Here is a 23,690-nt window from a genome sequence, read left to right on the forward strand (position 1 = left end):
ACGCCATGACCCTCCGCATCGCCGTCCCCAACAAGGGGTCGTTGTCCCTGGCCGCGACCGAGATCCTGCGGGAGTCGGGCTACCGCCAGCGCACCGACTCCAAGGAGCTCGCGCTCGTCGACACCGAGAACGACGTCGAGTTCTTCTACCTCCGCCCGCGCGACATCGCGCTCTACGTCGGCGAGGGCACGCTCGACGCCGGCATCACCGGCCGCGACCTGCTCCTCGACTCCGGCGCCAAGGCCGACGAGGTGATGAACCTCGGGTTCGGGCGCTCGCGCTTCCACTTCGCCGGCCCCATCGGTCGCTACTCCTCGCTGCAGGACCTCGACGGCCTGCGCATCGCGACGTCGTACGTCGGCGTGGTGGAGGACTACCTGTTCCGCCACGGCGTCGACGCCACCGTCACCCGCCTCGACGGCGCGGTGGAGACCAGCATCCAGCTCGGCGTGGCCGACGTGATCGCCGACGTCGTCGAGACCGGGTCGACGCTGCGGGCCGCCGGGCTCGAGACCTTCGGGGACGTCATCCTCGACTCGCAGGCGGTCCTCATCACCCGCGGCGGCGAGGTGCCCGACGACTTCGAGATCTTCCGGCGCCGGATCGAGGGCGTGCTGGTGGCGCGCAGCTTCGTGATGATGGACTACGACATCGAGGAGAGGCACCTCGCCCGGGCGAGCGAGCTCGCCCCGGGCCGCGAGGGTCCGACCATCTCCCCGCTCGGCAAGGCCGGCTGGGTGGCGGTGCGCGTCATGGTGCCGCGCGCCGGTTCGCAGCGGCTGATGGACGACCTCTACTCGACCGGCGCCCGCGCCATCCTGCTGACCGACATCCATGCCTGCCGCCTCTGAACGCCCGGCCGGCGCGCCCCGCGGCCCCGTCGCCCCCGCCCTACCGCACACGTGGCGGCCGATGGGCGTGCGGTTCGCCGTGATCGGCGTCGGCCTGATGCTGCTGGTCGTGTGTGCGGCAGCTTGGTTCGGCTTCGACGACGAGACGCGCGCCAAGTTCAACATCCTGCAGCGGCTCACGCTGCTCGTGATGGGCGCCGGGTTCGCCGTCATCGGGTGGGCCCTGGGTCGCGCCCGGGTCACCGCCGAGCAGGCATCTCTCGTGGTGGTCAACGGCTTCCGCACCCGACGGCTGGAGTGGGAGCAGGTCCTCGGCGTGCACCTCCCGGCCGGCGCCCCGTGGGCCACGCTGGACCTCGCCGACGGCACGACGATCTCGGCGATGGCGTTCCAGGGCTCCGACGGCAAGGTGGCCCGCGACGGCGTACGCCAGCTGCGCGCGCTGATCGACCGCGACGGGTCCGGCCACCCCTAGGCGGGCCTGCCCGACGGCTACGCGTCCTTGGCGTCGGTGGGCTGCAGGGCGTGGATGCCCCACGAGACCGAGAGCTCGTCCCCCGCGGTGCCGGCCGGGGCCAGGGTGACGAGGTCGGTGCCGGAGTTGAAGGCGTCGGCCGGCGCGGTCATCGGCTCGACCGCCAGTGCCGGACGCGGCCCGTCCGCGGGAGGCGTGAAGACCTGCAGCCACCGGTGGTGCTCGTCCACCCACAGCGCGACCCCTCGCTCACCCGACGGCTCGGTGAGCGTCACCCGCGCGCGTCCCTCGACGTGCCGGAGGTCGCCGAACCCCTGGTCGAGCACCCGGTCGCCGATGCGGCGCCCGGTGGTGAAGTCGAGGTCGTCGCCGACGGGCTCGACACCGGTCGGCAGCTGGCGGTCGTCGAGCACCACCCGGGTCCGGGCGGGCAGGGTCAGCTCGAGGTCCTCGATCGCGTCCCCGACGCAGAGGTAGGGATGCGCGCCGCTCGCGTAGGGCGCCGGCTCCGCCGCCAGGTTCGTCGCGGTCTGGGTGACGACGAGCCCGTCCGCGGACAGGTCGTAGAGCACGTGCAGGTCCAGCGCCCACGGGTAGCCGGTCTGCGCCATCAGGCGGTGGACCAGCGACACGGAGGTCGCGGTGTGCTCCTCCACCGTCCACGGGGCCCAGCGGGCTAGGCCGTGCGAGGCATTGCCGGTGCGCGGGTCGGTGAGCCCGAGCTGGAGGTCGTGTCCGCCGAAGGAGTAGCGGCCGTCGCGGATCCGGTTGGGCCACGGCACCAGCAGCTGGCCGCGGCCGCCCGTGGACATCGCCGACTCGTCGAACCCGTGCACCAGGTCGCGGCCGTGGTGCCGCAGCACCCTCAGCGCCGCCCCGCCCTCGGTGACGACCGCGGTGTAGCCCGCCGCCGAGATCTCGTACTGGTCACCGCTGGGAAGCACCATGACGCTCACCCTAGACATCACTACGGTGCCCCCATGGGCATCACCACGCGCATCCTCGGCGTTGAGGACGCCGACGCGCTGGTTGCGTTGATGACCCGCATCGAGGGCGACCACCCGACGGGGTTCTGCCTGGGTGCCGGCGAGATCCGCGAGGTCATGGGCGGACAGGCAGCCAACGTCTTCGAGGGGGCGTACGACGGCGACGAGCTGGTCGCCTACACGACCGTGCTGCCGGGTCGCCCCGACGAGTCCGGCCTGCACGTCACCCTCTTCGGCGACGTCGACCCCGCGCGCCTCGGCGAGGGCATCGGGACCCTCATGCTCACCCGCTCGCTCCACCGCTCGCGTGCCCTCCATGCGGCCCTCGCGCCCGGGGTGCCGGGACGGTTCGCGGCCGCCACGCTCGCCGGTCGCGAGGACCAGGTCGACCTGGTGGCGCGGGCGGGGATGCGACCCGGACGGCACAGCTTCCTCATGGCCGCCCACCTCGAGCGACGGTCCGCGGTCGAGCTGCCGGCCGGGTACTCCGTCACCGCGTTCGACCCGGAGGCCGCCGAGGAGCTCCGGCAGGCCCACAACGTCGCCTTCGCCGACCATCCCGACCGCGCCGATGCCAGCGCCGACTTCTGGGCGATGTTCGTGGTGGGTGCCGCCCACGCCCGGCACGGGCTCTCGGCGATCGCCCGGGACGCCGACGGCGCGGTCGCCGCCTACGTCCTCGCCCACGAGTACGTCGTACCGCCGTCGGGCGGGCCAGGCCCCGAGGTCCACGTCCCCTACGTCGGCACCCTCCCGGCGCACCGCGGCCGCGGGTTGGCGACGGGACTGCTCGCCGAGGTGCTGGCCCGCGCGAGCGGGGCCGGCTACCTGACCGCCAGCCTCAACGTCGACACGGACAATCCCACCGGTGCGCTCGGCATCTACGAGCGGGCCGGCTTCCGCCAGCTCTACCGCCAGGACTCCCATCACCTCGACGTCCCACCGGTCGGTGACCGCCTCAGTCGGTGACGACCACCAGGTCGGCGCGCGCACGGGTGCCGAGCCGGGCGAACAGCACGTCCTCGTCGACCCGCCACTGCTCCCACTGCGGCCGCATGTGCTCGCCGTCGCGCGCCATGCCGCGACGCAGGCGCAGCTGCGACTCCGCCTCGACCCACACCAGCACCCCGACGAGGTCCGCGATCGCGGGGGACCAGCAGCCGGTGCCCTCGAGCACCAGGAGCCCTCCGGCCTCGACGGGATGGCTCTCGGCCCAGTCGTCCGCCGCCCAGTCCCACCGCGTCCACCGGCTCCCCTCGCCGCGGGAGAGCGGCTCGAGGAACGCCTCGACCGTGCGGGCGAGGCCCGGCAGCCCGCGCCACCCCTGCAGCAGCTCGTCGCAGTGCACGACGTGCGCCGCGGGTACGAGGTCCGCGATGGCCGCGGCCAACGTGGTCTTGCCGGACCCGGCGGGACCGTCGACGCACACCAGGCGGCTCGTGCCGAGCGTCGGGGGAGCGGCCAGCACGCGCTCGGCCACCTCGCAGGCGACGGAGCAGGGGTCGGAGGAGGCCTCAGAAGGCACGGTCGCAGCCGCGGTAGGACGGCACCACCTCGGTGACGGCCTCCCCGCGCACGAGGTGCACGTCGCGGACGTGCTCGAAGAGCTCGCCCGACTTGGCGTGCCGGAACCACACCAGGTCCCCGATCCGGAGCTGCGCGGCCGGGTGGCCGGTCAGCGGGGTCTGGACCTCGCCCGCGCCCTCGAGCCCCGTCAGGTGCATCCCCGGCGGGGCCCACGGGACGGGGGAGCGGTCGGCGCCGGTGGCGCCGCTGGCGATCAGCCCACCGCCGTGCACGGTCGCCATCTCGGGTGTGGGCTTGCGTGTCACCCGGAGCCCGAAGAACGCCGCCGGGCGGGGCTCGAACGACGCGTAGTGGTCGAAGATGCCCGGCACCAGCAGGCCCGAGCCCGCCGCGATCTCGGTGACCGCGCCATCGGCGGCCGTGGCCTCGACCGACCCCGACCCACCGCCGTTCCAGAACTCGAGCGTCACCACCTCGGCGAGCGCCTCGGCGATCTCGCGTCGGCGTACCGCGAGCTGGGCCATGGACGCCTGCTTGAGCCGGCGTACGACGCGCGACCGCGCGCGCTGGTCGGGGACGGAGTCCTGCACGCCCGCGACCTGGCCCTCGTAGGTCATCACGCCGACGAGGTCGAACCCGTCACGCTCCACCACGCGGCGTGCGAGAGYGACGACGTCGCCGGTGTCGAAGAGGGGCGAGCGCTTGGGGCCGACGTGCTTGCCGCCGAACCGGAGCCCGGCGTCGACGTCGAGCGCGACCCGCACCGGCACGGCCCGCGAGGAGCGGGTGGAGTCCACGACGTCGAGGTGGGCCGGGTCGTCGACCATCAGGGTGATCGCGGCCGCCGCCGAGGGTGACGAGGTCAGTCGGCGCAGGGACGCCACGTCGACGGTGGGATAGGCCACGACGATGTCGTCGCTGATCCCGGTCTCGTGGAGCCAGAGCGCCTCGGCGAGCGTGTAGCCCAGGACGCCGGAGAACCCGTCGTGCGCCAGGGCCCGCTCGAGGAGCGCCGGCACGCGCAGGGACTTCGAGGCCACCCGGACGGGCTTGCCGCCCGCGCGACGCACCAGGTCGTCGGCGTTGGCGTCGAAGGCGTCGAGGTCGACCACGGCGATGGGGGTGGCCGGGGGCTCGGGGAGGCCGGCGACGGCGGCGTCGAGCCGCGACCACAGGCGGTTGCGGTCGACGAGCCGGTCGATCACTCGATGCCCCGCTTGCGCAGCAACGCCTCGATGTCAGCCATCTCGTCGTCCACGGCCGGGCGCGAGGTCGGGCCGGTCCGGGTGGAGGAGGCCTCCGGCAGCTGGTCCTTGCCGCGCGTCGTCCGGCCACCCGCGCCCGCGGCCTGCCCGCGGGCCAGCTGGCGGTCGCGGATGAAGCCACTCACCAGCCAGAGCACGACCGCGAGGCCGGCCAGGCCGACGCCCAGCCACGTGCGTACGTCGAACACGAGGCTGGTCGCCCAGTCGGTCACCGAGCCCGCGATGTCGACGACCATCTCGAGCGTCCCGGTCAGCCACGCGGCCGCGGGGAGCAGGGTGAAGCCGAGAGCACGCAGCCCGTTGGCCGATCCTCGCCGGCGGAACGCGATCCACGTCCAGATGGCACCCGCGACGGTGAGTGCGGCGGTCAGTGCAGCCCAGGTAGTTCCTTCCACAGGCCCAGACTCCCACAGCGGACCACGCCCTCGTCGGCACCCGCGTGGCCTGCGGGAGGATGGAGCCGTGGTCCACGACGACGCATCCCCCCACCACGCGGCGGACAGCTCCTCCACCGAGCCGCTCGAGCGCACGATCCCCGACCCGGGGTTCGCCGACGACGCCGGCGAGGCGGACCCCCGGCTCGCCCATGCGCTGGCCGGCCGGGCCGCGGGCGCGGCGAGCTCCGGCGCGGTGCTCGCCCTCCTGCAGGACGCCCGGCTGCTGGTGCCGGTGGTCGCGGTCCTCGGCGAGGTCGAGGTCGACGAGCACGGGCTGGCCCACGACAAGTCCTCCGACATGGCGGCCGTCCTGGTGGAGGCCGCGGACGGCAGCAAGGGCCTGCTCGCCTTCACCTCCACCGCATCGATGGCCCGGTGGGACCCGCAGGCCAGGCCGGTGCCGGTGCCGGCCGCGACGGCGGCCACCGCGGCGATCCAGGACGGCGCAGAGGCGCTGCTCGTGGACCTCGCCGGCCCCGCGTCGTACGTCGTCGACGGGGACGACCTGGCCCGGCTCGCGGCCGGTTGGCGCCTGGTCGCCATCGGCGACGGCTCGGGCGGTCACGGCTGGATTGGCCCCTCGCCGGAATGATCCGCTAACCTTCCGTGTTGACCGATCAGTGACACCACGCTTCACGGTGACACCGATCCCGCCAAGCGGAGGCACGCACCATCGTCTCCCACCCGCATCGATCGCCCAGCACCACAGATCGTCGGGTCCCGGTCCAGAGCCACCACCGTCGCGAGACGGAGGTGGACACCTCAGTTTCTCCGAGAGGGGAGACGTGTCGTGACTGGCTCCCGCTTGGCAACAGCGGGAGCCATTGTCCATTTCCCCCACCAGTCGGGGCCGGGCGAGGGACTCCCACCCACCCGAACCACTGGAGGACCCATCAGCACCGAGCTGCGCATCAACGACCGGATCCGCGTACCCGAGGTCCGGCTCGTAGGACCCAACGGCGAGACCGTTGGCATCGTGCCGACCGACCAGGCACTCAAGCTGGCCGTGGAGGCCGACCTCGACCTCGTCGAGATCGCTCCCCAGGGACGCCCCCCGGTCTGCAAGCTCATGGACTACGGCAAGTTCAAGTACGAGAACGCCCAGAAGGCCCGCGAGTCGCGGCGCAACCAGACGAACGTGATCATCAAGGAGATGAAGCTTCGTCCGAAGATCGACAAGCACGACTACGAGACCAAGAAGGGTCACGTCGTGCGATTCCTGGGTGCCGGCGACAAGGTCAAGATCACGATCATGTTCCGCGGCCGCGAGCAGCACCGCCCCGAGCTGGGCTTCCGCCTGCTGCAGAAGCTGGCCGAGGACGTTCAGGAGCTGGGCTTCGTCGAGTCCTCGCCCAAGCAGGACGGCCGCAACATGACCATGGTCATCGGCCCGCACAAGAAGAAGGCCGACGCCAAGATCGACGCCGACGCTGCCCGCGCGAGCCGGGCCCAGGTCCGCGCAGATCGCCAGGCCGAGGAGGACGCCGAGCGGGAGGCCGCCCACCTCGCCGGCCCGGTCGCGCAGAAGAAGGAGCGCGGTCGCTCCGAGAACCTCGATCCTGAGATCGAGGCCTGAGCGAAGCGAAGGGCTCGATCGAGCAGGTAGCGACGAAGTCGCTACAGCCGTCGGGACCGGGACAACGGCGAGTCGCCCACGTCCTAGCTAGATACCCACCCCGAACCACGTACAAGGAAGTTGAGGCAGACACATGCCGAAGAACAAGACCCACTCGGGCGCGAAGAAGCGCTTCAAGGTGACCGGCTCGGGCAAGATCATGCGTCTGCAGGCCGGCCGCAAGTCCGGCGCTGCGTTCGCGTCCGCGCCGACCACGGGCAGCCGCAAGAAGCACCGCCGCAACGCCGGCATGGTCGAGCTCGAGAAGGGCGACGTCGCACGCGCCAAGAAGATGCTCGGCATCTGAGCCTCACCCACCGCACCACCCCGGTGGCTCAGCCGCCGTCCGTCTGACTTTCCCCTGCAACAAGGAGTAGCACCATGGCACGCGTCAAGCGCGCAGTGAACGCCCAGAAGAAGCGTCGTACCACCCTCGAGCGCGCCAGCGGCTACCGCGGCCAGCGCTCGCGCCTCTACCGCAAGGCCAAGGAGCAGGTCACCCACTCCCTGGTCTACAGCTACAACGACCGGCGCAAGAACAAGGGCAACTTCCGCAAGCTCTGGATCCAGCGCATCAACGCTGCGGCCCGCGCCAACGGGATGACCTACAACCGCTTCATCCAGGGCCTCGGCCTGGCCGGCATCGAGGTGGACCGCAAGATCCTCGCCGAGCTCGCCGTCCACGACGCGCCGGCCTTCGCCGCGCTCGTCGAGGCCGCCAAGGCCGCGCTGCCCGAGGACGTCAACGCGCCCAAGGTCTCCGTCTGAACCACATGAGCACTCCACTGACGGTCGGGAACACCCGCGTCAAGGAGGCTCGCAAGTTGAGCCGCCGCTCGGTACGCACCGAGCGGCGGCTCTTCCTTGCTGACGGCCCGAAGGCCGTCGAGGGAGCGCTGTCCGTCTCCGGGTGCGTCGTCGAGGTCTTCGCGACCCCGCACGCGCTCGAGCAGCACGCCGATCTGCTCGCCGCAGCGCCGGTCACGCTGGTCGAGGACCGTGCCCTCGCGTCGCTCTCCGACTCGGTGTCCCCGGCCGGTGTGGTGGCCGTGTGCCGCCACCTCGACGCGCCGCTCGAGCACGTCGTGCGGGCCTCGCCCCGGCTGCTGGCCGTGTGCGCCGACGTCCGCGACCCCGGCAACGCCGGCACCGTCATCCGTACGGCGGACGCGGCGGGCGCCGACGCGGTCGTGCTGGCCGGGCAGTCCGTCGACGCCTACAACCCCAAGACCGTGCGCGCCACCGTCGGGAGCCTGTTCCACCTGCCCCTGGCGATCGAGCCCGATCCCGCTGCCGCCGTGCGCGCGGCGCAGGCCCGCGGCCTCACGGTCCTGGCCGCTGACGGTGCAGGTGAGGTCGACCTCTTCGACGCCGACCTGTCCGGACCAACCGCGTGGCTGTTCGGCAACGAGGCGTGGGGCCTGCCCGCGGACCTGGCCGCCCTGGCCGACCACCGCGTCGCCATCCCGATCCACGGCCGGGCCGAGAGCCTGAACCTGTCCACCGCCGCGGCGGTGTGCCTCTACGCCAGCGCGCGCGCCCAGCGCCGCTGACTCACCGCGGCCCGATCGCCGCGGCGTACCTCGTCGCGAGTGTCGCGAGGTGCGCGACCAGCTCCGGTGGCCCGGTGACGTGGAAGTCCAGGCCGAGCATCCCGATCCACACCGCCACCGTCTCGACGCTGTCGGCGCCGGTGACCAGGACGCTGTGGCCCTCGTCCACGGTCTCGACGACGCCCACTGTCGGGTTGATCCGGCGAAGCACCTCCTCCGCCGGGGCGTCCACCGCGATGCGGCAGTGCACCGACCATCCCGAGAACGCCACGTCGCGCAGGACGAACGCTGCGTAGTCGCCGCCCACCAGCGGGTCGGGGGCGAAGCGCCCGGCGCCCGGGGTGCGCAGCTCGATCCAGTCGGCCCGCAGCGCCCGCCAGCGTCCGTCGGGGCGGTGCCGCACCACGACGTACCAGCGTTGCTGCCAGCTCACGAGGCGGTACGGGTCGGCCTCGACACGCTCCTCGACGTCGGCGGCCGGCCGGTAGAACAGCCTCAGGCCCTCCCGGTCGCGGATCGCTGTCGCCAGATCGGCCAGGAGCGCCACGTCGACCGGCGGTGCGGCGACGTTGGTCCCGGTGTCGGCCGGACCGACGTCCGTGCTCTCGGTCAGCGCGCGCACGCGCCGCCACAGGCGGTCGGGCAGCACGTGCTCCAGCTTCGCGAGGGCGAGCGCTCCGGCCTCCTCGATGCCCCGGACGGCGGAGACGCTCCCCAGCCCGACCGCGACGGCCACCGCCTCGTCGGCCTCGAGCAGCAGGGGCGGGAGTCGGCCGTGGTCGCCGAACCGGTAGCCGCCGGCCGCCCCACGGACGGCCTCGACGGGGTAGCCGAGCTCCCGCAGCCGTTCGACGTCCTTGCGGACGGTGCGCTCGCCGACGCCCAGCAGCGCAGCGAGCTCGGGTCCCGTGGCGGTCGCCCGGGCCTGGAGGTGACCGAGCAGGGCGAACAGCCTCGACGACGTCTGGAGCGACATGGGCGGGCCTTTCGAGGGGGTCGGAAGCGCTGGTCGAATCAGGGCCGAACCGTGCCTGATTCGTTCCTACCGTACCGTCATGACCACTCACCAGAACCCCAGCCAGCTCACCTTCCGCCCCTTCACGGTCTCGGTCCCGCAGGACGCGATCGACGACCTTCGTGCCCGGCTCGCCCACACCCGCTACGCCGCCGAGCCCACCTCGAGCGCCGACGGCGACGACTGGTCCGCCGGCGTCCCGGTCTCCTACCTCCGGCAGATGGTCGAGCACTGGGCGGGCGACTTCGACTGGCGCGCGCAGGAGGAGCGGATGAACGCCTACCCGCAGCTCCTCACCGAGATCGACGGCCAGACCATCCACGTCGTCCACGTCCCCTCCGCCAACGAGGACGCGACCCCGCTGCTGCTGCTCCACACGTATCCGGGGTCGTTCGTCGACTTCCTCGACCTCGTCCCGCACCTGACCGACCACTTCCACCTCGTCATCCCCACGATCCCGGGCGTCGGCTTCAGCCAGCCGCTCACCGACGGCAGCTGGGACTCGCGGCGCAACGCGCGGGCGTGGGACCGCCTGATGCGTGGCCTCGGCTACGAGTCCTACGGCGCGCACGGCTCCGACAACGGCGCGATCGTGGCCCGCGAGCTGGCGATGCTGGCCCCCGAGGGCTTCCTCGGCGCCCACGTGCTGCAGCTGTTCTCCTTCCCCTCCGGCGACCCGGCGGAGTTCGAGAAGATGACCCCCGCCGACTACTCGGCGCTGGAGTTCGCCGGCTGGTTCCAGACGGTCAACGGCTACGCCACGATGAACGCCTCGCGACCGCGCACCGTCGCGGCCGCCCTCAGCGACTCCCCGGTCGGGCAGCTCGCCTACAACGAGCTGTTCGAGAGCTTCGGCAACGGCACGTCACGGGTGACGCGCGACCAGGTGCTCACGCAGGTCAGCCTCTACTGGTTCACCAACAGCAGCGGCGGCGCCGTGCAGGCCTACCGCGCCGAGCAGGCGGTCGAGCCGCGCGTGAACGAGGGGCGGATCGGGGTCGCGGTCTTCGCCGACGACTTCCGCACGATGCGACCCTTCGCCGAGCGCGACAACACCGACATCGTGTCGTGGACCGAGCACCCCGAGGGCGGCCACTTCGCCTCGATGGAGGTCCCCGAGGCGCTTGCCGGCGCGATCCGTGGCTTCTTCTCCTGAGCGCCTGCACCTGCATCATGCGCCGCCGCGGTGGCCTAGGCTCGCCGGCGATGATCCTCATCGACCCGCCCGCCGTGCCGCGCTGGGACCGGCTCTGGTCCCACCTGGCCAGCGACACCTCCTACGACGAGGTGCACGCGTTCGCCGCCGCCCACGGCGTGCCGGCGCGCGGATGGGACCGGGACCACTACGACGTCCCCGCCGACGCGTACGACGCCCTGGTGTCCGCGGGGGCTGTCCCGGTCACGTCGCGTGAGCTCGTCGTCGCGCTGCGCGCAGCCGGGCTTCGTCGGCCCAAGGCCGGGTTCCGCGACTAGGGCTGGCCTAGGGTGGCGCTCGTGTCGGACGAGAGCGCACCCCAGCACCGGGTGGAGAGGACGCGGCCCACGCGCCTGCGCGCACTGGCGGACTTCTACCCCGACGGCATCCTCGGCGCGAGCCGCGAGGGCGTGGTCACCATCCTCAACGCCCAGGGCGCTGCACTGCTCGGCGTCGACGTCGAGGACGCCAAGGGGCTGCCGCTGTCCGACGTGCTGCGGTTGCTCGACCAGGACGGCCGCACCTGGCTCGACGTCAACCAGCCCTTCGACGCCATCTCGATCACCCGCGGTGTGCCCGAGCAGTCGTGGCTCAACGCGTTCGGCGACGAAGTCCTCACCACGGCGCGCCTGGTCCGCGAGGAGCCCCTGGGGCGGGTCGTCGGAATCGCGGTCGGGCTGCGCAGCGGTCGCGGTCGGGCGCGGCTCGACCGCGAGCGCTCCGACCTCGTCGCCACCGTCGCCCACGAGCTGCGCTCCCCCCTGACGGGCGTCAAGGGCTTCGTGCAGGCGCTGCTCAACCGGTGGGACAAGCTCAGCGACGACCAGCGCAAGCTGATGCTCCAGACGGTGAACGCCGATGCCGACCGACTGGCCCGCCTCATCGCCGAGCTGCTCGACGTCGCCCGGATCGACACCGACCGCCTCCAGCTGTACCCCCGCGAGTGCTCCGCCGAGGTGCTCGTGCGCCGGGTCGTGGACTCCATCGAGGCCGGGACCGCGCGCGACATCAGCCTCCAGGTCGATGACGAGCTGCCGGCGCTGTTCGCCGACCCGGACAAGTTCACCCAGGTCGTGACGAACCTCGTCGAGAACGCCGTACGTCATGGCCAGGGCCAGGTCAGCGTGCAGCTGTCGGCGTCGCCGGCCCTCACGGGTGTGCGGCTCACGGTCGACGACGAGGGCGACGGCATCCCCGCAGAGCTGCGCAAGCGGGTCTTCACCAAGTTCTGGACCACCGGCACCTCCGGTGGCACCGGGCTCGGCATGTACATCGTGGGCGGGCTGTCGCGCGCCCACGGGGGATGGGTCACGATCGACGATGCGCCCGGAGGCGGCGGCCGGGTGATGGTCGACTGGCCGAGCGAGGACCAGCGCCCGGAGTGACCGGACGCGACCTCCACACAACCTTCACGAGTCGTCCCCGCTGTCCACCCGTCCGCACTCCTAGGGTCGTGGCATGACCTCCACGACGCCCCCTGCGCCCAGGCCGAGGACCGCCCTGGTGGTGGAGGACGAGCGCACCATCAACGACGCCCTCGCCCAGCGGCTGCGCGCGGAGGGCTACGTCGTCGAGCAGGCCTTCGACGGCCCCTCCGCGGTCGAGCGGGCCGCTGCCGTGCGGCCCGACGTCGTCCTGCTCGACGTGATGCTCCCCGGGTTCGACGGGCTCGAGGTGTGCCGCCGTGTCCAGGCCGCACGCCCCGTGCCGGTGCTGATGCTGACCGCTCGCGACGACGAGGCCGACGTGCTGGTGGGGCTGGGGGTCGGCGCCGACGACTACCTGACCAAGCCCTTCTCCATGCGCGAGGTCGTCGCCCGTGTCGCGGCCCTGCTGCGTCGCGTCGAGCGGGCGGCCGCGATGGCGGACGAGCGGCCCGCCACCATCGAGGTCGGCGGCGTGCGGATCGACCCCGGCTCCCGGCGTACGACCGTCGCCGGCGAGGCCGTGCACCTCACCCCGACCGAGTTCGACCTGCTGCTGTGCCTGGCGCGGGCGCCCGGTCAGGTCCTCAGCCGCGAGCGGCTGCTGCGCGACGTCTGGGACTGGGGCGACGCCTGGGCCAGCGCCAGCGCGAGCCGCACCGTCGACAGCCACGTCAAGGCGCTGCGCAGCAAGGTGGGTGCGTCGCGGATCCGCACCGTGCACGGCGTCGGCTACGCCCTCGAGGACCTCGCATGAGCGCGTGGTTCGACGCCGTCTCCAGCCTCAAGGCCAAGCTCGGCCTGTTGGTGGTCGCGTCGGTCGTCACCGCGGTCCTGCTGACCCTGCTGGGCTCGGCCGCCGACGTCTCGCCGCTGCTCGTGCTGCCGGTCAGCGTCGCGCTCGCGCTGGGCGTGACGCAGCTGCTGGCCGCCGGGATGGTCGCCCCGCTGCGGCGGATGACCGAGGTGTCGCGAGCGATGGCGCGCGGCGACTACACCGGACGTGTGCGCACGTCGGCGACCGACGAGGTCGGCCAGCTCGCCACCGCCTTCAACCGGATGGCGGAGGACCTCGCGAGGGTGGACCGCGAGCGGCGCGACCTGATCGCCACGGTCTCCCACGAGCTGCGTACGCCGCTCACGGCGATGACCGCCCTGCTCGAGAACCTCGCCGACGGTGTGGTGCCCGCCGACTCCCAGCACCTCGGCGGCGCCCTCGGGGAGGCGCAGCGCCTGGGTCGGCTGGTCGAGGACCTGCTCCAGCTCTCCCGCCTCGAGGCGGGCGTGGTCGACCTGGACCGCCAGGACGTGGCGCTGCGCGCGCTCGTGGAGGACGTCGTCGCCCAGGTGCGCGCCACCGGCCGGACCCCCGACGTCACGATGGACGTCGCCGACGACCTCGTGGTCGCCGGCGACCCGGCCCGGCTGCGCCAGCTGCTGGTCAACGTGGTGGACAACGCGGCGCGCCACGCGCCCGCCGAGACGTCCGTCCGCATCACGGCCGGCGCCGACAGCGGGGCCGACATCGGCTCGTGGTGGCTCGAGGTCGTCGACGCCGGCGGGGGAGTGGCGCCGGAGGACCGCGACCGCGTCTTCGAGCGGTTCGGCACCGACGGCGCCGGGGGGACCGGCCTCGGACTCGCCGTGGCCCGGTGGGTGGCCCAGCTGCACGGAGGGACCCTCCGCTTCCTCGACCCCGAGGCCGGGCAGGGGGCACGGATCCGGCTCGAGGTCCCGGGTGAGCGTGCCACCGCCGTCCTCACCTCGCCGACACCCGTCCCGTCCGCCACCCCGTCCGCCACCCCGTCCGCAGCCCCGCCCGCCACCCCGTCAGTCGCACCGACCGTGGTGGTGCCGGAGACTCCGCGCCCGCAGTCCGGGCTGGACGCCGTGTTCGGTCGCTTCTGGCCCGACCGCGCCGCCCCGCACGGGCTCCGGACCGTGGTCGCCGCGGCGGGGGCCGGGATCGTCGCCGGCATCGCCCTGTCGTTCACCGCGGTCGGCATCACCTGGACGCTGGTCGCGCTGACGTGCGGTGCGGCCGCGCTGGCCACCGCGCGTCGGCGACGCGAGCCGTGGACCCTCGCGTGCGCGGGACTGGCCGTGCTGCTCGTGCTGCCGATGACCCTGCGGGCCGCCTGGTGGGTGCAGATGCTGGGGCTGGTCGTCGCAGCGGCCGTGTTCCTGTGCGGTGTCACCGGAGCCCGCACGCTGCCCGGCATCCTGCTGTCCGGGATGGCGTGGCCGCTCGCGTCGCTGCGCGGCCTGCCGTGGTTCGGCCGGTCGCTCCGGATCGCCGGCACCGGGTCGCGCACGCCGGCCGTGGTGCGTACGACGGTGTGGTCGCTGCTGGGCCTCGGCGTCTTCGGCACGATCTTCGCCAGCGCCAACCCCGTCTTCGGGTCGTGGGTCGACCAGCTCGTGCCCAACCTGACCTTCAACGACCTCGTCGGTCGCGCGTTCCTGGCCTGCTTCGTCTTCGCGGTCACCCTCGGCGCCGCCTACCTCGCGCTCAACCCCGCCGACGTCGAGGTGCTCGGCGGGCGACGACCCACGGCGCTCGCCAACCGCTTCGAGTGGCTCGTCCCCGTGCTCGTCGTCGACGCCGTGTTCCTCGCCTTCATCGCCGCGCAGGCGCGGGCGCTGGTCGGCGGGCGCGACTACATCGAGGCCACGACCGGGCTGACCTACGCCGACTACGTCCACCAGGGCTTCGGCCAGCTCACCCTGGCCACGGCGCTGACGGTGCTGGTCGTATGGATCGCCTCGCGGCGCGCCGGCGACGGTGTCGAGGACCGCCGCTGGCTGCGCGGCTCCCTCGGCCTGCTCTGCGTGCTCACGCTGCTGGTCGTCGCGTCCGCCCTCCGCGGCATGGCCGTCTACCAGGATGCCTACGGCTTCACCACGCTGCGGCTCTTCGTCGACGTCTTCGAGGGATGGCTCGGCTTCGTCGTGCTCGCGATCATGGTCGCCGGCGCCGTCGGTCGCGGTGCCTGGCTCCCGCGCATCGCTCTCGTGTCCGGGGCCGTCGCGCTCGTCGGGCTCGCCGCGATCAACCCCGACGCCTGGGTCGCCGGGCGCAACATCGACCGCTACGAGGCGACCGGCAAGCTCGACCTGCGCTACCTCCAGGACCTCTCCGCCGACGCGACGCCGGTGATCGCGGACCGGCTGCCGCCGGAGGTCTCCCGCTGCGTGCTCCAGCACCTGCCGGACAACGAGATGCGCGCCGAGGCGCTCGACGACCCGCGGGCGTGGAACCTGGGCCGCAGCCGAGCCGAGGAGCCGCTCACCGACCTCGGCGTGCTGCCGGCCGGCGAGCAGGCGGCGTACGACGTCGGGACGGGCGTCCCGGCCGACGAGTGCAGTGACGTCTGGGCGGCCTTCGGGGAGTAGCATCCCCACCGTGGACACGAGCCTACGATTTCTGCGCCCCGGACCTGGTCCGTCGGGCAGCTGACGTCACCGGGTCCGGGGAGTCCCCGTCCGACCCGACGCTCATCCACTTCTAGACTCTGCGGCGAACTTTGTTGTCGCCGCGCGAAAGGGAGCCATGTCCGGCCCCAACACCGACTACGACCCCGTCGAAGTGACCCCGCTCAAGGCCGACCAGGTCGAGGCGATGCGTGAGGCGGCTCTCGCCGCGATCGCGGACGCCGCCGACCTCGACGCCCTCAAGCAGGTCCGCCTCGACCACGCCGGCGACCGCTCGCCGCTCGCCCTCGCCAACCGCGAGATCGGCGCCCTGCCGCCCCAGGCGCGCAAGGAGGCCGGCCAGCGCGTCGGCCAGGCCCGCGGCGCCGTCAACCAGGCCATCGCCGCCCGGCAGACCGTCCTCGAGGCCGAGCACGAGGAGCGGATGCTGGCCGAGGAGACCGTCGACGTCTCCCTGCCGACGACCCGCCGCCGCCGTGGCGGTCGGCACCCGCTGACCCTGCAGTCCGAGCTCATCGCCGACCTCTTCGTGGCCATGGGCTACGAGGTGGCCGAGGGCCCGGTCGTCGAGGCCGAGTGGCTCAACTTCGATGCCCTCAACCTCGGGCCCGACCACCCGGCGCGCACCATGCAGGACACCTTCTGGACCGAGCCGGCCGAGGACCACGTCGTGCTGCGCACCCAGACCTCGCCGGTCCAGGCGCGCACCATGCTGACCCGCAAGCCGCCCATCTACGTGGTCTGCCCGGGCCGGGTGTTCCGCACCGACGAGTACGACGCCACGCACTCGCCGATGTTCCACCAGGTCGAGGGCCTCGTGGTCGACGAGGGCATCACGATGGCGCACCTCAAGGGAACGCTCGACCACTTCGCGTCGCAGCTGTTCGGCGACGGCATCACCACGCGGTTCCGGCCGTCGTACTTCCCGTTCACCGAGCCGTCGGCCGAGGTCGACGTCAAGTGCTTCGTGTGCCGCGGCACTGGTGTCGACGAGGGCGGCTCGGCCTCGTGCCGCACCTGCCGTGGTGAGGGCTGGATCGAGTGGGGCGGCTGCGGCGTGGTCAACCCCCGCGTCCTCGTGGCCTGCGGCGTCGACCCGGAGGTCTACAGCGGCTTCGCCTTCGGCATGGGCATCGACCGGTCGTTCATGTTCCGCCACGACCTGGAGGACCTGCGTCCGCTCTTCGAGGGCGACGTCCGGTTCAGCAGCGCCTTCGGCACCGAGATCTGAGAGGGGAGAACGAGCGATGAAGGCACCCCTGTCCTGGATCCTGGACCTCGTCGACGTACCCGCCGGCACCACCACCGAGGAGATCACCGACCGGCTCACGCTGACCGGCCTCAAGCTCGAGGCGGTCGTCAGCCCCGGCCGCGAGATCACCGGTCCGCTGGTGATCGGCCGCGTCCTCACGATGGAGCCGGAGCCGCAGAAGAACGGCAAGACCATCAACTGGTGCACCGTCGACGTCGGTGACGCCAACGGCACCGGCGAGCCGCAGGGCATCGTCTGCGGGGCCCACAACTTCGCGCCGGGCGACCTCGTCGTCACGGTGCTGCCCGGCGGCGTGCTCCCCGGCGGTTTCGAGATCGGCGCCCGCAAGACCTACGGCCACCTCTCCGCCGGCATGATCTGCTCGGCCCGCGAGCTCGGCCTCGGCGAGGACCACGACGGCATCATCGTGCTGCCGCCCGACGCCGGCGAGCCCGGTCAGGACGTCCGTGCGGTGCTCGGGCTCGACGAGGAGGTCATCGAGTTCGAGGTCAACCCCGACCGGGCCTACGCGCTGTCCCTGCGTGGCATCGCCCGCGAGGTCCTCGTCTCCGTCGACGGTGCGAGCGGCTTCCGTGACCCGGCGCTGCGCGACACGCCGGCGGCCAACGACCAGGGCCACCCCGTGGTCGTCGAGGACGCCGAGGGGTGCCCGGTGTTCGTGGCCCGGCGCGTCGACGGGTTCGACCCCGCGGCCGCGACGCCGGACTTCATGGTCCAGCGCATCACCGCGGCCGGGATGCGGAGCATCTCGCTCGCCGTCGACGTCACCAACTACGTGATGCTCGAGACCGGACGCCCGATCCACGGCTACGACGCCGACCGGCTGCAGGGCGCGATCGTCGTACGCCGGGCGCGCGAGGGCGAGAAGCTCACGACCCTCGACGGGACCGCCCGCACGCTCGACCCCGGCGACCTCGTCGTCACCGACGACTCCGGGATCATCGGCCTGGGCGGCGTGATGGGCGGGGAGACGACCGAGATCTCCGGCACGACGACGTCGGTGCTCGTCGAGGCGGCGCACTGGGACGCGGTGTCGATGTTCCGCACGGGTCGCCGTCACAAGATCACCTCCGAGGCCGGCAAGCGCAACGAGCGCGGCGTCGACCCCACCATCTGCGAGGCGGCGGCCGATCGTGTCGTCGAGCTGCTCGTCGAGCACGGCGGCGCCACGGCCCACCCGGGCGTCACCGTCGTCGGCACCCCGCCGGTCATGCCGGTCGTCGAGGTCGCCGGCGACCTGGCCGCCCGCGTGTCGGGGATGCCGATCACCGAGGAGCAGGCGGTCGCGTGCCTCCGTGCGGTCGGCTGCGAGGTCGACGGGTCCGGCACCCTGTCGGTCACCCCGCCCCCGTGGCGCCCCGACCTCACCGACGCCCAGGACTTCTCCGAGGAGGTCGTCCGGCTCGTCGGCTACGACAAGGTGCCGTCGGTCCTCCCGACCCCTCCGTCCGGTCGCGGCCTCACCCGCCCGCAGCAGCTGCGGCGCCGGATCGGGCGCACGCTGGCCGGCGAGGGCTTCGTGGAGGTGGTGACCTTCCCGTTCGTCGGCGAGGCAGACCTCGACGCGCTGGGCCTGACGGCCGAGGACCCGCGCCGCGACCTGCTGCGCCTGTCCAACCCGCTCAACGCCGAGGCCGGCTTCATGACCTCGACCCTCCTCCCGGGCCTGCTGCGCACGGCCGGCAAGAACGTCGGGCACGGCACCACCGACGTCGCGATCTTCGAGACCGGCACCGTCACGCTCCCGCGTCACGCGGGGCCGGCAGCGATCCTGCCGGTCGACCGGCGCCCCACAGAGGCCGAGCTCGAGGCCCTCGACGCCGCCCTGCCCGCCCAGCCGCTCCACCTCGCGCTGGTCGGCGCCGGTGACGCGGTGTCCGGCGGCTGGTGGGGCGAGGCCCGGCCCGTCTCGTGGGCCGACGCCGTCGAGGCCGTCCGAGCCGTCGCGGCATCGCTCGGCCTCGAGGTCAGCGCCTCGGCCGCCGAGCTCGCGCCGTGGCACCCCGGGCGCTGCGCCGAGCTGACGGTCGACGGCGAGGTCATCGGCCACGCCGGCGAGGTGCACCCCACGGTGTGCCAGGCGTTCGGCCTGCCGAAGCGCACCGTCGCCGCGGAGGTCGACCTCGACCTGCTGATCGCGCGCGCGGTGCACCTCCGCACGGCGCCGACCTTCTCGTCGTACCCGGTGGCGAAGGAGGACGTCGCGCTCGTCGTCGACGCCTCGGTCCCGGCCGCCGACGTCGAGGCAGCACTGCGCGAGGGCGCCGGCGAGCTGCTCGAGTCGATCCGGCTCTTCGACGTCTACACCGGCGACCAGGTCGGCGAGGGGAAGAAGTCCCTCGCCTACGCCCTGCGATTCCGCGCGCCCGACCGGACCCTCAAGGAGGGTGAGGCGGCGGCAGCCCGCGACGCCGCCGTCGCGCTCGCAGCCGAGCGCACGGGAGCCGTCCAGCGCGCCTGATCGCTCAGCCGCCGCGGGCCACCCGCACCAGTCCGGCCTCGTAGGCCGCCACGACTGCCTGCACCCGGGTGACTACCCCGAGCTTGGCGAGGATCCGGTTGACGTGGGTCTTCACGGTCGCGGGCGCGACCACAAGGTCCGCGGCGATCTCGAGGTTCGAGCGGCCGCGAGCCATCAGCGCCAGCACCTCGCGCTCACGCTCGGTCAGGTGTGCCAGCGCGTCGGGGGCCTCGTCGGGGGGCGGATGACGCAGGAACTCCTCGATCAGGCGCCGGGTCAGTCCCGGTGCCAGGAGAGCCTCGCCGGCCGCGACCGTGCGGATCCCCTCGACCAGCCGGTCCGGTGGCGTCGCCTTGAGGAGGAAGCCCGCCGCGCCGGCTGCCAGGGCGTCGTACACGTAGCGGTCGAGGTCGTAGGTCGTGAGGACGACGACCCGCGCGGGGCACCCGGTCGCCGTGAGCTCACGGGTCGCGGCGATCCCGTCGAGCAGGGGCATGCGGATGTCCATCAGCACGACGTCGGGGCCCGACCGGAGCACGGCATCGACGGCCTCCCGTCCGTCAGCCGCGGTGCCGACGACCTCGACTCCCCGGGCCGCGAGGACCATCTCCAGACCCGACCGGACCAGGTCCTGGTCGTCGGCGAGCACCACGCGCAGCCCGGTCATCGCGGGACCGGCAGGACGGCGTCGACCCGGAACCGGCCATCGGGACCGGTCCCGTGGTCGAGCGTCCCGCCCAGGAGTGCGACCCGCTCGGCGAGACCGAGCAGACCCAGTCCGCTCCCGTCCCCGGTTCGGCCGTTCATGGGGTTGACCGTATGGATGGTCACCGCCTCCTTCGTCGCCTCGACCGAGACGGCGGCCGTTCGGTCCGCGGAGTAGCGCATCGCATTGGTCAGGGTCTCCTGGACGATCCGGTACGCCGACACGTCGACTCCCGATGGCACCGCCGGAACGGGCTCGGACAGGTCGAGGGTCACCACGAGGCCGTCCGTGCGGAACCGCTCGACCAGGGCAGGCACGTCTGCGAGGCCAGGTGCCGGGGCCAGGCCGAGCTCGTCGTCCACGTCGCGGATCACGTGCAAGAGGCGTCCGGTCTCGGCGAGCGCCTGACGGCCGGTGTCCGCGACGTCCGCGAGCACACGCTCCACCCGGGCGGGGTCGGTGCGCAGCAGGTCCTGCGCCGCGGCCGTCTGCACCACCATGGCGCTGACGGAGTGGGCGATCACGTCGTGCAGCTCGCGCGCGATGCGGTCCCTCTCTGCACGGACGGCCTGCTCCCGGATCTGTTCCTGGGCGGCCGTCAGGGCGGCCGTCTGGTCGGCGAGACGGCGGGTGATGCGGCCGAGGACGAAAGGAGGGACCGCCAGCGACAGCACGAACATCACGTCCGACCAGTTGCCGTCGTCGCGGACGGTCAGGTCCACGACTGCGAGGGTCACCGTGATCACGGCACACAGCACCCCGCCCAGACGCGGCGCATAACGGCCGAGACTGTAGAGCCCCAGCACGATGACCGCGATAGGCGTCGCCGGCTCGTCCATGTCGACGCCGAACAGGGGCATGAGCAGTAGCACCACCATCGAGGTCGGGACTGCGACCAGCGCCCACGAGCGCCGGAACACCAGGACGGCAACCGCGACGGCCTCGAGCGCCACCCCGGCCGACCAGCCGTCGACCCGCAGGACGAGCAGCTCGATGGCGCCGACGGCCCAGAGGAACGCCGGGAGCCATGCGTCGCGCCACCCGAATCTGCCCAGAGGCTCCACCTGCCGATCGTACGGCTGGGGCGACTCGGTGACGTCCACCCTCGGGTGGACGAAGGAACCCACCCCGGAGTGGACGACCGACGGGCAGTCGACCGCGCATCCTCGGAGTCCCAGAAGGAGGGGACGGACATGGTGACCGCACACGAACGTGGGATCGGACGATTCGCCTGGGTGATGGCCTGGGTGGGGCTGGTTGCGGGACAGATGCACGCGCTGGCCCGCTTCTCGGTGCCAGCACATGCCGGAGACCTCGAGTATCCAGGGACACGGATCTGGGCGGTGCCGACGATGCGCGCCCTGCGACCGCTGCTCGACTGGGGCACCCCCGAGCAGGTCTACGTCCATTACGGCAAGGTCTGGCTGCCGGTGTTCGTGGCGTCCACCCTGTGCGGAGTGGCTGTGTACCGCCGACGACGACCGAAGGGGTTCGAGAGGTGGGCGTGGCGGGCGGCCATCGCGTCCCTCGGCGTCATGCTCGTCGGGGTGTTCCTCGACTACTGGACCCAGTGGACCGGACAGGCAGAAGGCGGCCATGGGCTCGAGGCGCGACTCTTCTGGCTGGGGACCTGGGTGACCTTTCCGGGCCTGGCGCTGATGCTGCTCACAGTGACGACGCTCGGCATCACGTTGCTGGTGAACGGGTTCCGTCCGGTCCTGCCGGCCGTCATGTTCGCCGCGATCATCCCGTTCGCCTTCGCGATCACGGAGGTGACCTCGCTAGGCAGCGTCGCGCTGCCGGTCATGTTCGGCTTCGGTGTCCTCGGTCAGCGACTGGCCCAAGCGCCATCGGACGGCGGTCTCCGGCCGGCCCTGCGGAGCGCCGCCGGACAGAGCCTGTCATGAGCCCCGCCGGAGAGGTTCGCGCACGGCTGGTCCGTGCCGCCTGGACCACCGCGTGGCTCGGGCTCGTGGTCGGTCAGCTGCACGCGATGGCGCGGCACCAGACTGTCGGCGGGCGCGACGACCTCGACTCGCCCCTCGTCGCGGCATGGTCCGACCCGGCGCGACATGCCTTCGCACCCCTGCTGGGCTGGGCGTCGCCCGACACCGTCTACCTGACCTACGGCAAGGTCTGGCTGCTGGTGGAGGCCGGCCGGTTCGTGGCGGCGTACGTCGTGTGGCGGGCGCGCACGGAGGCCGGCGCGGTCCACGGCGCCGAGCGGTGGGCCTGGCGCCTGGCGCTACCGGGGTACGCCCTGATGACTCTGATGTCCGGCGCCGAGTACTGGACCCAGTGGGGTGCGATGGACGCCACCATGCTCGACACCGTCTTCCTGGTCAGCATCCCCGTCGCGCTCGGCGAGATGCTCGCCTCGACGTTCCTCGGCGTGGTGCTGCTGCGGCGCGGGCTCACGCTCACCGGATGGGTGCTGGCCCTCGGCTTGCCGCTCACGATCGCGATCGCGTCAGTCACCTCGATCGGCAACAGTGCGCTCCCCGCCGCCTTCGTGATGGCAGCCCTGGCCGGCCGCGGCGGCGCTCGACGAGGTCGCCACGGCGAGGTGGCCACGGAAGCGCTCCGCGTGTGATCAGTTGATCGGCGACGCCACGATCGCGGTGAACCGCTCGAGCACGTCCCGGTCCCCGGCGGTCGAGATGTCGGCGTCGCCGCCGCGGTTCCACAGCCACAGGTCCAGCGCCGCCGCCGGCCCGTCGACGACGACGTCCGGCTCGACGTCGGCGTCGTCGGGCGCAGGCACGACGTGGAAGTCCTCCTCGTCGGCGTAGGCCGTGCCGCTGTCGGGGTCGGTGCCGGAGAACGTCCCGAACCGCAGCCAGAACGACTCCCCGGTGTCGGTCGCGTCGACCCGCACCGTCCCCTCGCCGGCCTCCCACGACCCCCATGGCGGCATCCCGCCGTACATCACGTCGAGGCACTCGTGCACGCCGTCGGCCGCCAGCTGGGCGTCGAGCTCGCTGCCCACCCCGGCGGCCTGCTCGGCGTCGATGCGGTGCACCAGCGCCTCGTGCGCCTGCCGGCGGAGGATGAACCCGACCGTGTGGTCGTCCGACCAGTTCCAGGCCTCCTCCTGCGGGTCCGCGCCGTCGAGCACCGCGGCCAGACCGGCCGACCACTCGTCGTAGGTGCGCAGCAGGTCGTCGTACGTCTCCGGACGGGGCGGGTCGATCTCCTCCGGCCGCACGGGCCTGGCCGTGAGCACCTCGGTCCACCACCGCTGCACCGTGGCGAGGTGCCAGAGCAGGTCGGCGGCGTCCCAGTCGGGACAGGCCGGGACCCGGGCCGCCGGGTCGCAGTCGGCGAGTGCGTCGCGGAAGCGAGCCGACTCGGCGCGCAGGTGGTCGAGGTAGACGTCGGGGGACAGGCGGGTGTGGAGTGAGGTCACCCGTGCACGGTAGGGGAGGAGACCGACGCTCCGCCTCGCGTTATCGGACCCCCATCGGACCCG

25 protein-coding genes are annotated in these 23,690 nt (G+C 72.8%); 17 read left to right on the forward strand and 8 right to left on the reverse strand.

Features of this window, described 5'->3' with window-relative positions; genetic code table 11:
• The first annotated feature begins 5 nt into the window (after positions 1-5).
• Positions 6-851 carry an ATP phosphoribosyltransferase gene (gene hisG, locus ACXJKB_RS17035; protein ID WP_457190429.1) on the forward strand — a complete coding sequence of 282 codons (846 nt, stop codon included), beginning with the start codon at positions 6-8 and terminating at the stop codon, positions 849-851.
• Positions 835-1,326, forward strand: coding sequence for a PH domain-containing protein (locus tag ACXJKB_RS17040; RefSeq protein ID WP_457190431.1), 492 nt, complete (start codon positions 835-837; stop codon positions 1,324-1,326). Before hisG ends, ACXJKB_RS17040 begins: the two co-directional genes overlap by 17 nt.
• 17 nt (positions 1,327-1,343) lie before the next feature.
• Here ACXJKB_RS17040 and ACXJKB_RS17045 read toward each other — a convergent pair whose 3' ends face one another.
• Positions 1,344-2,273: an aldose 1-epimerase family protein gene (locus ACXJKB_RS17045; RefSeq protein WP_457190433.1), complete on the reverse strand. Its 930-nt coding sequence runs from the start codon at positions 2,271-2,273 to the stop codon at positions 1,344-1,346.
• A 33-nt stretch (positions 2,274-2,306) separates the two neighbouring features.
• Between ACXJKB_RS17045 and ACXJKB_RS17050 the strand changes: the two genes are divergently transcribed.
• Entirely contained in the window at positions 2,307-3,281 is a 975-nt protein-coding gene (locus ACXJKB_RS17050; protein ID WP_457190435.1) for a GNAT family N-acetyltransferase, read from the forward strand.
• Here ACXJKB_RS17050 and ACXJKB_RS17055 read toward each other — a convergent pair.
• The 3 genes from ACXJKB_RS17055 to ACXJKB_RS17065 are packed head-to-tail and all read right to left on the reverse strand — an operon-like array spanning position 3,271 to position 5,499.
• Positions 3,271-3,837 (reverse strand): uridine kinase family protein, encoded by a 567-nt coding sequence (locus ACXJKB_RS17055; protein ID WP_457190437.1) that lies wholly within the window; start codon positions 3,835-3,837, stop codon positions 3,271-3,273. The genes ACXJKB_RS17050 and ACXJKB_RS17055 overlap by 11 nt on opposite strands.
• Positions 3,827-5,044, reverse strand: a complete 1,218-nt coding sequence (locus ACXJKB_RS17060; protein WP_457190439.1) for an amino acid deaminase/aldolase — start codon at positions 5,042-5,044, stop codon at positions 3,827-3,829. Before ACXJKB_RS17060 ends, ACXJKB_RS17055 begins: the two co-directional genes overlap by 11 nt.
• Entirely contained in the window at positions 5,041-5,499 is a 459-nt protein-coding gene (locus ACXJKB_RS17065; protein WP_457190441.1) for a hypothetical protein, read from the reverse strand. The genes ACXJKB_RS17060 and ACXJKB_RS17065 overlap by 4 nt, the downstream gene beginning before the upstream one ends.
• Before the next feature lie 67 nt (positions 5,500-5,566).
• On the opposite strand from ACXJKB_RS17065, the gene ACXJKB_RS17070 reads away from it, so the two are divergent.
• From ACXJKB_RS17070 to ACXJKB_RS17090, 5 genes are all read left to right on the forward strand, one after another.
• Complete coding sequence (locus ACXJKB_RS17070) at positions 5,567-6,133, forward strand: SseB family protein (RefSeq protein ID WP_457190443.1); 567 nt, start codon at positions 5,567-5,569, stop codon at positions 6,131-6,133.
• Between the two features lie 213 nt (positions 6,134-6,346).
• Positions 6,347-7,117, forward strand: a complete 771-nt coding sequence (gene infC / locus ACXJKB_RS17075) for a translation initiation factor IF-3 (RefSeq protein WP_457190491.1) — start codon at positions 6,347-6,349, stop codon at positions 7,115-7,117.
• A gap of 133 nt (positions 7,118-7,250) precedes the next feature.
• On the forward strand, positions 7,251-7,463 hold the full coding sequence (locus ACXJKB_RS17080) for a large ribosomal subunit protein bL35 (RefSeq protein ID WP_090971167.1): 213 nt from the start codon (positions 7,251-7,253) through the stop codon (positions 7,461-7,463).
• A gap of 74 nt (positions 7,464-7,537) precedes the next feature.
• The gene (gene rplT, locus ACXJKB_RS17085; protein WP_457190445.1) at positions 7,538-7,924 is read left to right on the forward strand and encodes a 50S ribosomal protein L20; all 387 of its coding nucleotides are present in this window, start codon (positions 7,538-7,540) and stop codon (positions 7,922-7,924) included.
• Positions 7,925-7,929: 5 nt separating this feature from the next.
• Complete coding sequence (locus tag ACXJKB_RS17090; RefSeq protein WP_457190447.1) at positions 7,930-8,709, forward strand: TrmH family RNA methyltransferase; 780 nt, start codon at positions 7,930-7,932, stop codon at positions 8,707-8,709.
• A 1-nt stretch (position 8,710) separates the two neighbouring features.
• On the opposite strand, the gene ACXJKB_RS17095 is transcribed toward ACXJKB_RS17090, so the two are convergent.
• Entirely contained in the window at positions 8,711-9,685 is a 975-nt protein-coding gene (locus ACXJKB_RS17095) for a helix-turn-helix transcriptional regulator (RefSeq protein WP_457190449.1), read from the reverse strand.
• Positions 9,686-9,764: 79 nt separating this feature from the next.
• On the opposite strand from ACXJKB_RS17095, the gene ACXJKB_RS17100 reads away from it, so the two are divergent.
• The 7 genes from ACXJKB_RS17100 (at position 9,765) to pheT (ending at position 19,512) form a co-directional block, all read left to right on the forward strand.
• Positions 9,765-10,880, forward strand: a complete 1,116-nt coding sequence (locus ACXJKB_RS17100; RefSeq protein WP_457190451.1) for an epoxide hydrolase family protein — start codon at positions 9,765-9,767, stop codon at positions 10,878-10,880.
• Between the two features lie 50 nt (positions 10,881-10,930).
• On the forward strand, positions 10,931-11,197 hold the full coding sequence (locus ACXJKB_RS17105; protein WP_300044517.1) for a DUF4031 domain-containing protein: 267 nt from the start codon (positions 10,931-10,933) through the stop codon (positions 11,195-11,197).
• A gap of 21 nt (positions 11,198-11,218) precedes the next feature.
• Entirely contained in the window at positions 11,219-12,304 is a 1,086-nt protein-coding gene (locus ACXJKB_RS17110; RefSeq protein ID WP_457190453.1) for an ATP-binding protein, read from the forward strand.
• A 73-nt stretch (positions 12,305-12,377) separates the two neighbouring features.
• A complete protein-coding gene (locus ACXJKB_RS17115; protein WP_457190455.1) occupies positions 12,378-13,100 on the forward strand; it encodes a response regulator transcription factor in 723 nt (240 codons plus the stop codon).
• The gene (locus tag ACXJKB_RS17120; RefSeq protein ID WP_457190457.1) at positions 13,097-15,739 is read left to right on the forward strand and encodes a DUF4153 domain-containing protein; all 2,643 of its coding nucleotides are present in this window, start codon (positions 13,097-13,099) and stop codon (positions 15,737-15,739) included. The genes ACXJKB_RS17115 and ACXJKB_RS17120 overlap by 4 nt, the downstream gene beginning before the upstream one ends.
• Positions 15,740-15,896: 157 nt before the next feature.
• On the forward strand, positions 15,897-17,009 hold the full coding sequence (pheS, locus tag ACXJKB_RS17125; protein WP_457190459.1) for a phenylalanine--tRNA ligase subunit alpha: 1,113 nt from the start codon (positions 15,897-15,899) through the stop codon (positions 17,007-17,009).
• A gap of 16 nt (positions 17,010-17,025) precedes the next feature.
• Positions 17,026-19,512, forward strand: coding sequence for a phenylalanine--tRNA ligase subunit beta (gene pheT / locus ACXJKB_RS17130; RefSeq protein ID WP_457190461.1), 2,487 nt, complete (start codon positions 17,026-17,028; stop codon positions 19,510-19,512).
• A gap of 4 nt (positions 19,513-19,516) precedes the next feature.
• On the opposite strand, the gene ACXJKB_RS17135 is transcribed toward pheT, so the two are convergent.
• Both ACXJKB_RS17135 and ACXJKB_RS17140 read right to left on the reverse strand, forming a co-directional pair.
• Complete coding sequence (locus ACXJKB_RS17135; protein ID WP_457190463.1) at positions 19,517-20,179, reverse strand: response regulator transcription factor; 663 nt, start codon at positions 20,177-20,179, stop codon at positions 19,517-19,519.
• Positions 20,176-21,282, reverse strand: coding sequence for a sensor histidine kinase (locus ACXJKB_RS17140; RefSeq protein ID WP_457190465.1), 1,107 nt, complete (start codon positions 21,280-21,282; stop codon positions 20,176-20,178). The genes ACXJKB_RS17135 and ACXJKB_RS17140 overlap by 4 nt, the downstream gene beginning before the upstream one ends.
• A gap of 129 nt (positions 21,283-21,411) precedes the next feature.
• Between ACXJKB_RS17140 and ACXJKB_RS17145 the strand changes: the two genes are divergently transcribed.
• A complete protein-coding gene (locus ACXJKB_RS17145) occupies positions 21,412-22,125 on the forward strand; it encodes a hypothetical protein (protein WP_457190467.1) in 714 nt (237 codons plus the stop codon).
• Positions 22,122-22,811, forward strand: coding sequence for a hypothetical protein (locus ACXJKB_RS17150; protein ID WP_457190469.1), 690 nt, complete (start codon positions 22,122-22,124; stop codon positions 22,809-22,811). Before ACXJKB_RS17145 ends, ACXJKB_RS17150 begins: the two co-directional genes overlap by 4 nt.
• Here the strand turns inward: ACXJKB_RS17150 and ACXJKB_RS17155 are convergent, their stop codons facing one another.
• Entirely contained in the window at positions 22,812-23,627 is an 816-nt protein-coding gene (locus ACXJKB_RS17155) for a maleylpyruvate isomerase N-terminal domain-containing protein (RefSeq protein WP_457190471.1), read from the reverse strand.
• Between the last annotated feature and the right edge of the window lie 63 nt (positions 23,628-23,690).

Source organism: Nocardioides sp. P5_E3 (assembly GCF_054049275.1).

Coding starts and splice junctions, on each gene's coding strand:
- hisG (WP_457190429.1), top strand. CDS start 6: ATGACCCTCCGCATCGCCGTCCCCAACAAGGGGTCGTTGTCCCTGGCC.
- ACXJKB_RS17040 (WP_457190431.1), top strand. CDS start 835: ATGCCTGCCGCCTCTGAACGCCCGGCCGGCGCGCCCCGCGGCCCCGTC.
- ACXJKB_RS17045 (WP_457190433.1), bottom strand. CDS start 2,273: ATGGTGCTTCCCAGCGGTGACCAGTACGAGATCTCGGCGGCGGGCTAC.
- ACXJKB_RS17050 (WP_457190435.1), top strand. CDS start 2,307: ATGGGCATCACCACGCGCATCCTCGGCGTTGAGGACGCCGACGCGCTG.
- ACXJKB_RS17080 (WP_090971167.1), top strand. CDS start 7,251: ATGCCGAAGAACAAGACCCACTCGGGCGCGAAGAAGCGCTTCAAGGTG.
- rplT (WP_457190445.1), top strand. CDS start 7,538: ATGGCACGCGTCAAGCGCGCAGTGAACGCCCAGAAGAAGCGTCGTACC.
- ACXJKB_RS17090 (WP_457190447.1), top strand. CDS start 7,930: ATGAGCACTCCACTGACGGTCGGGAACACCCGCGTCAAGGAGGCTCGC.
- ACXJKB_RS17095 (WP_457190449.1), bottom strand. CDS start 9,685: ATGTCGCTCCAGACGTCGTCGAGGCTGTTCGCCCTGCTCGGTCACCTC.
- ACXJKB_RS17100 (WP_457190451.1), top strand. CDS start 9,765: ATGACCACTCACCAGAACCCCAGCCAGCTCACCTTCCGCCCCTTCACG.
- ACXJKB_RS17105 (WP_300044517.1), top strand. CDS start 10,931: ATGATCCTCATCGACCCGCCCGCCGTGCCGCGCTGGGACCGGCTCTGG.
- ACXJKB_RS17115 (WP_457190455.1), top strand. CDS start 12,378: ATGACCTCCACGACGCCCCCTGCGCCCAGGCCGAGGACCGCCCTGGTG.
- ACXJKB_RS17120 (WP_457190457.1), top strand. CDS start 13,097: ATGAGCGCGTGGTTCGACGCCGTCTCCAGCCTCAAGGCCAAGCTCGGC.
- pheS (WP_457190459.1), top strand. CDS start 15,897: ATGTCCGGCCCCAACACCGACTACGACCCCGTCGAAGTGACCCCGCTC.
- pheT (WP_457190461.1), top strand. CDS start 17,026: ATGAAGGCACCCCTGTCCTGGATCCTGGACCTCGTCGACGTACCCGCC.
- ACXJKB_RS17135 (WP_457190463.1), bottom strand. CDS start 20,179: ATGACCGGGCTGCGCGTGGTGCTCGCCGACGACCAGGACCTGGTCCGG.
- ACXJKB_RS17145 (WP_457190467.1), top strand. CDS start 21,412: ATGGTGACCGCACACGAACGTGGGATCGGACGATTCGCCTGGGTGATG.
- ACXJKB_RS17150 (WP_457190469.1), top strand. CDS start 22,122: ATGAGCCCCGCCGGAGAGGTTCGCGCACGGCTGGTCCGTGCCGCCTGG.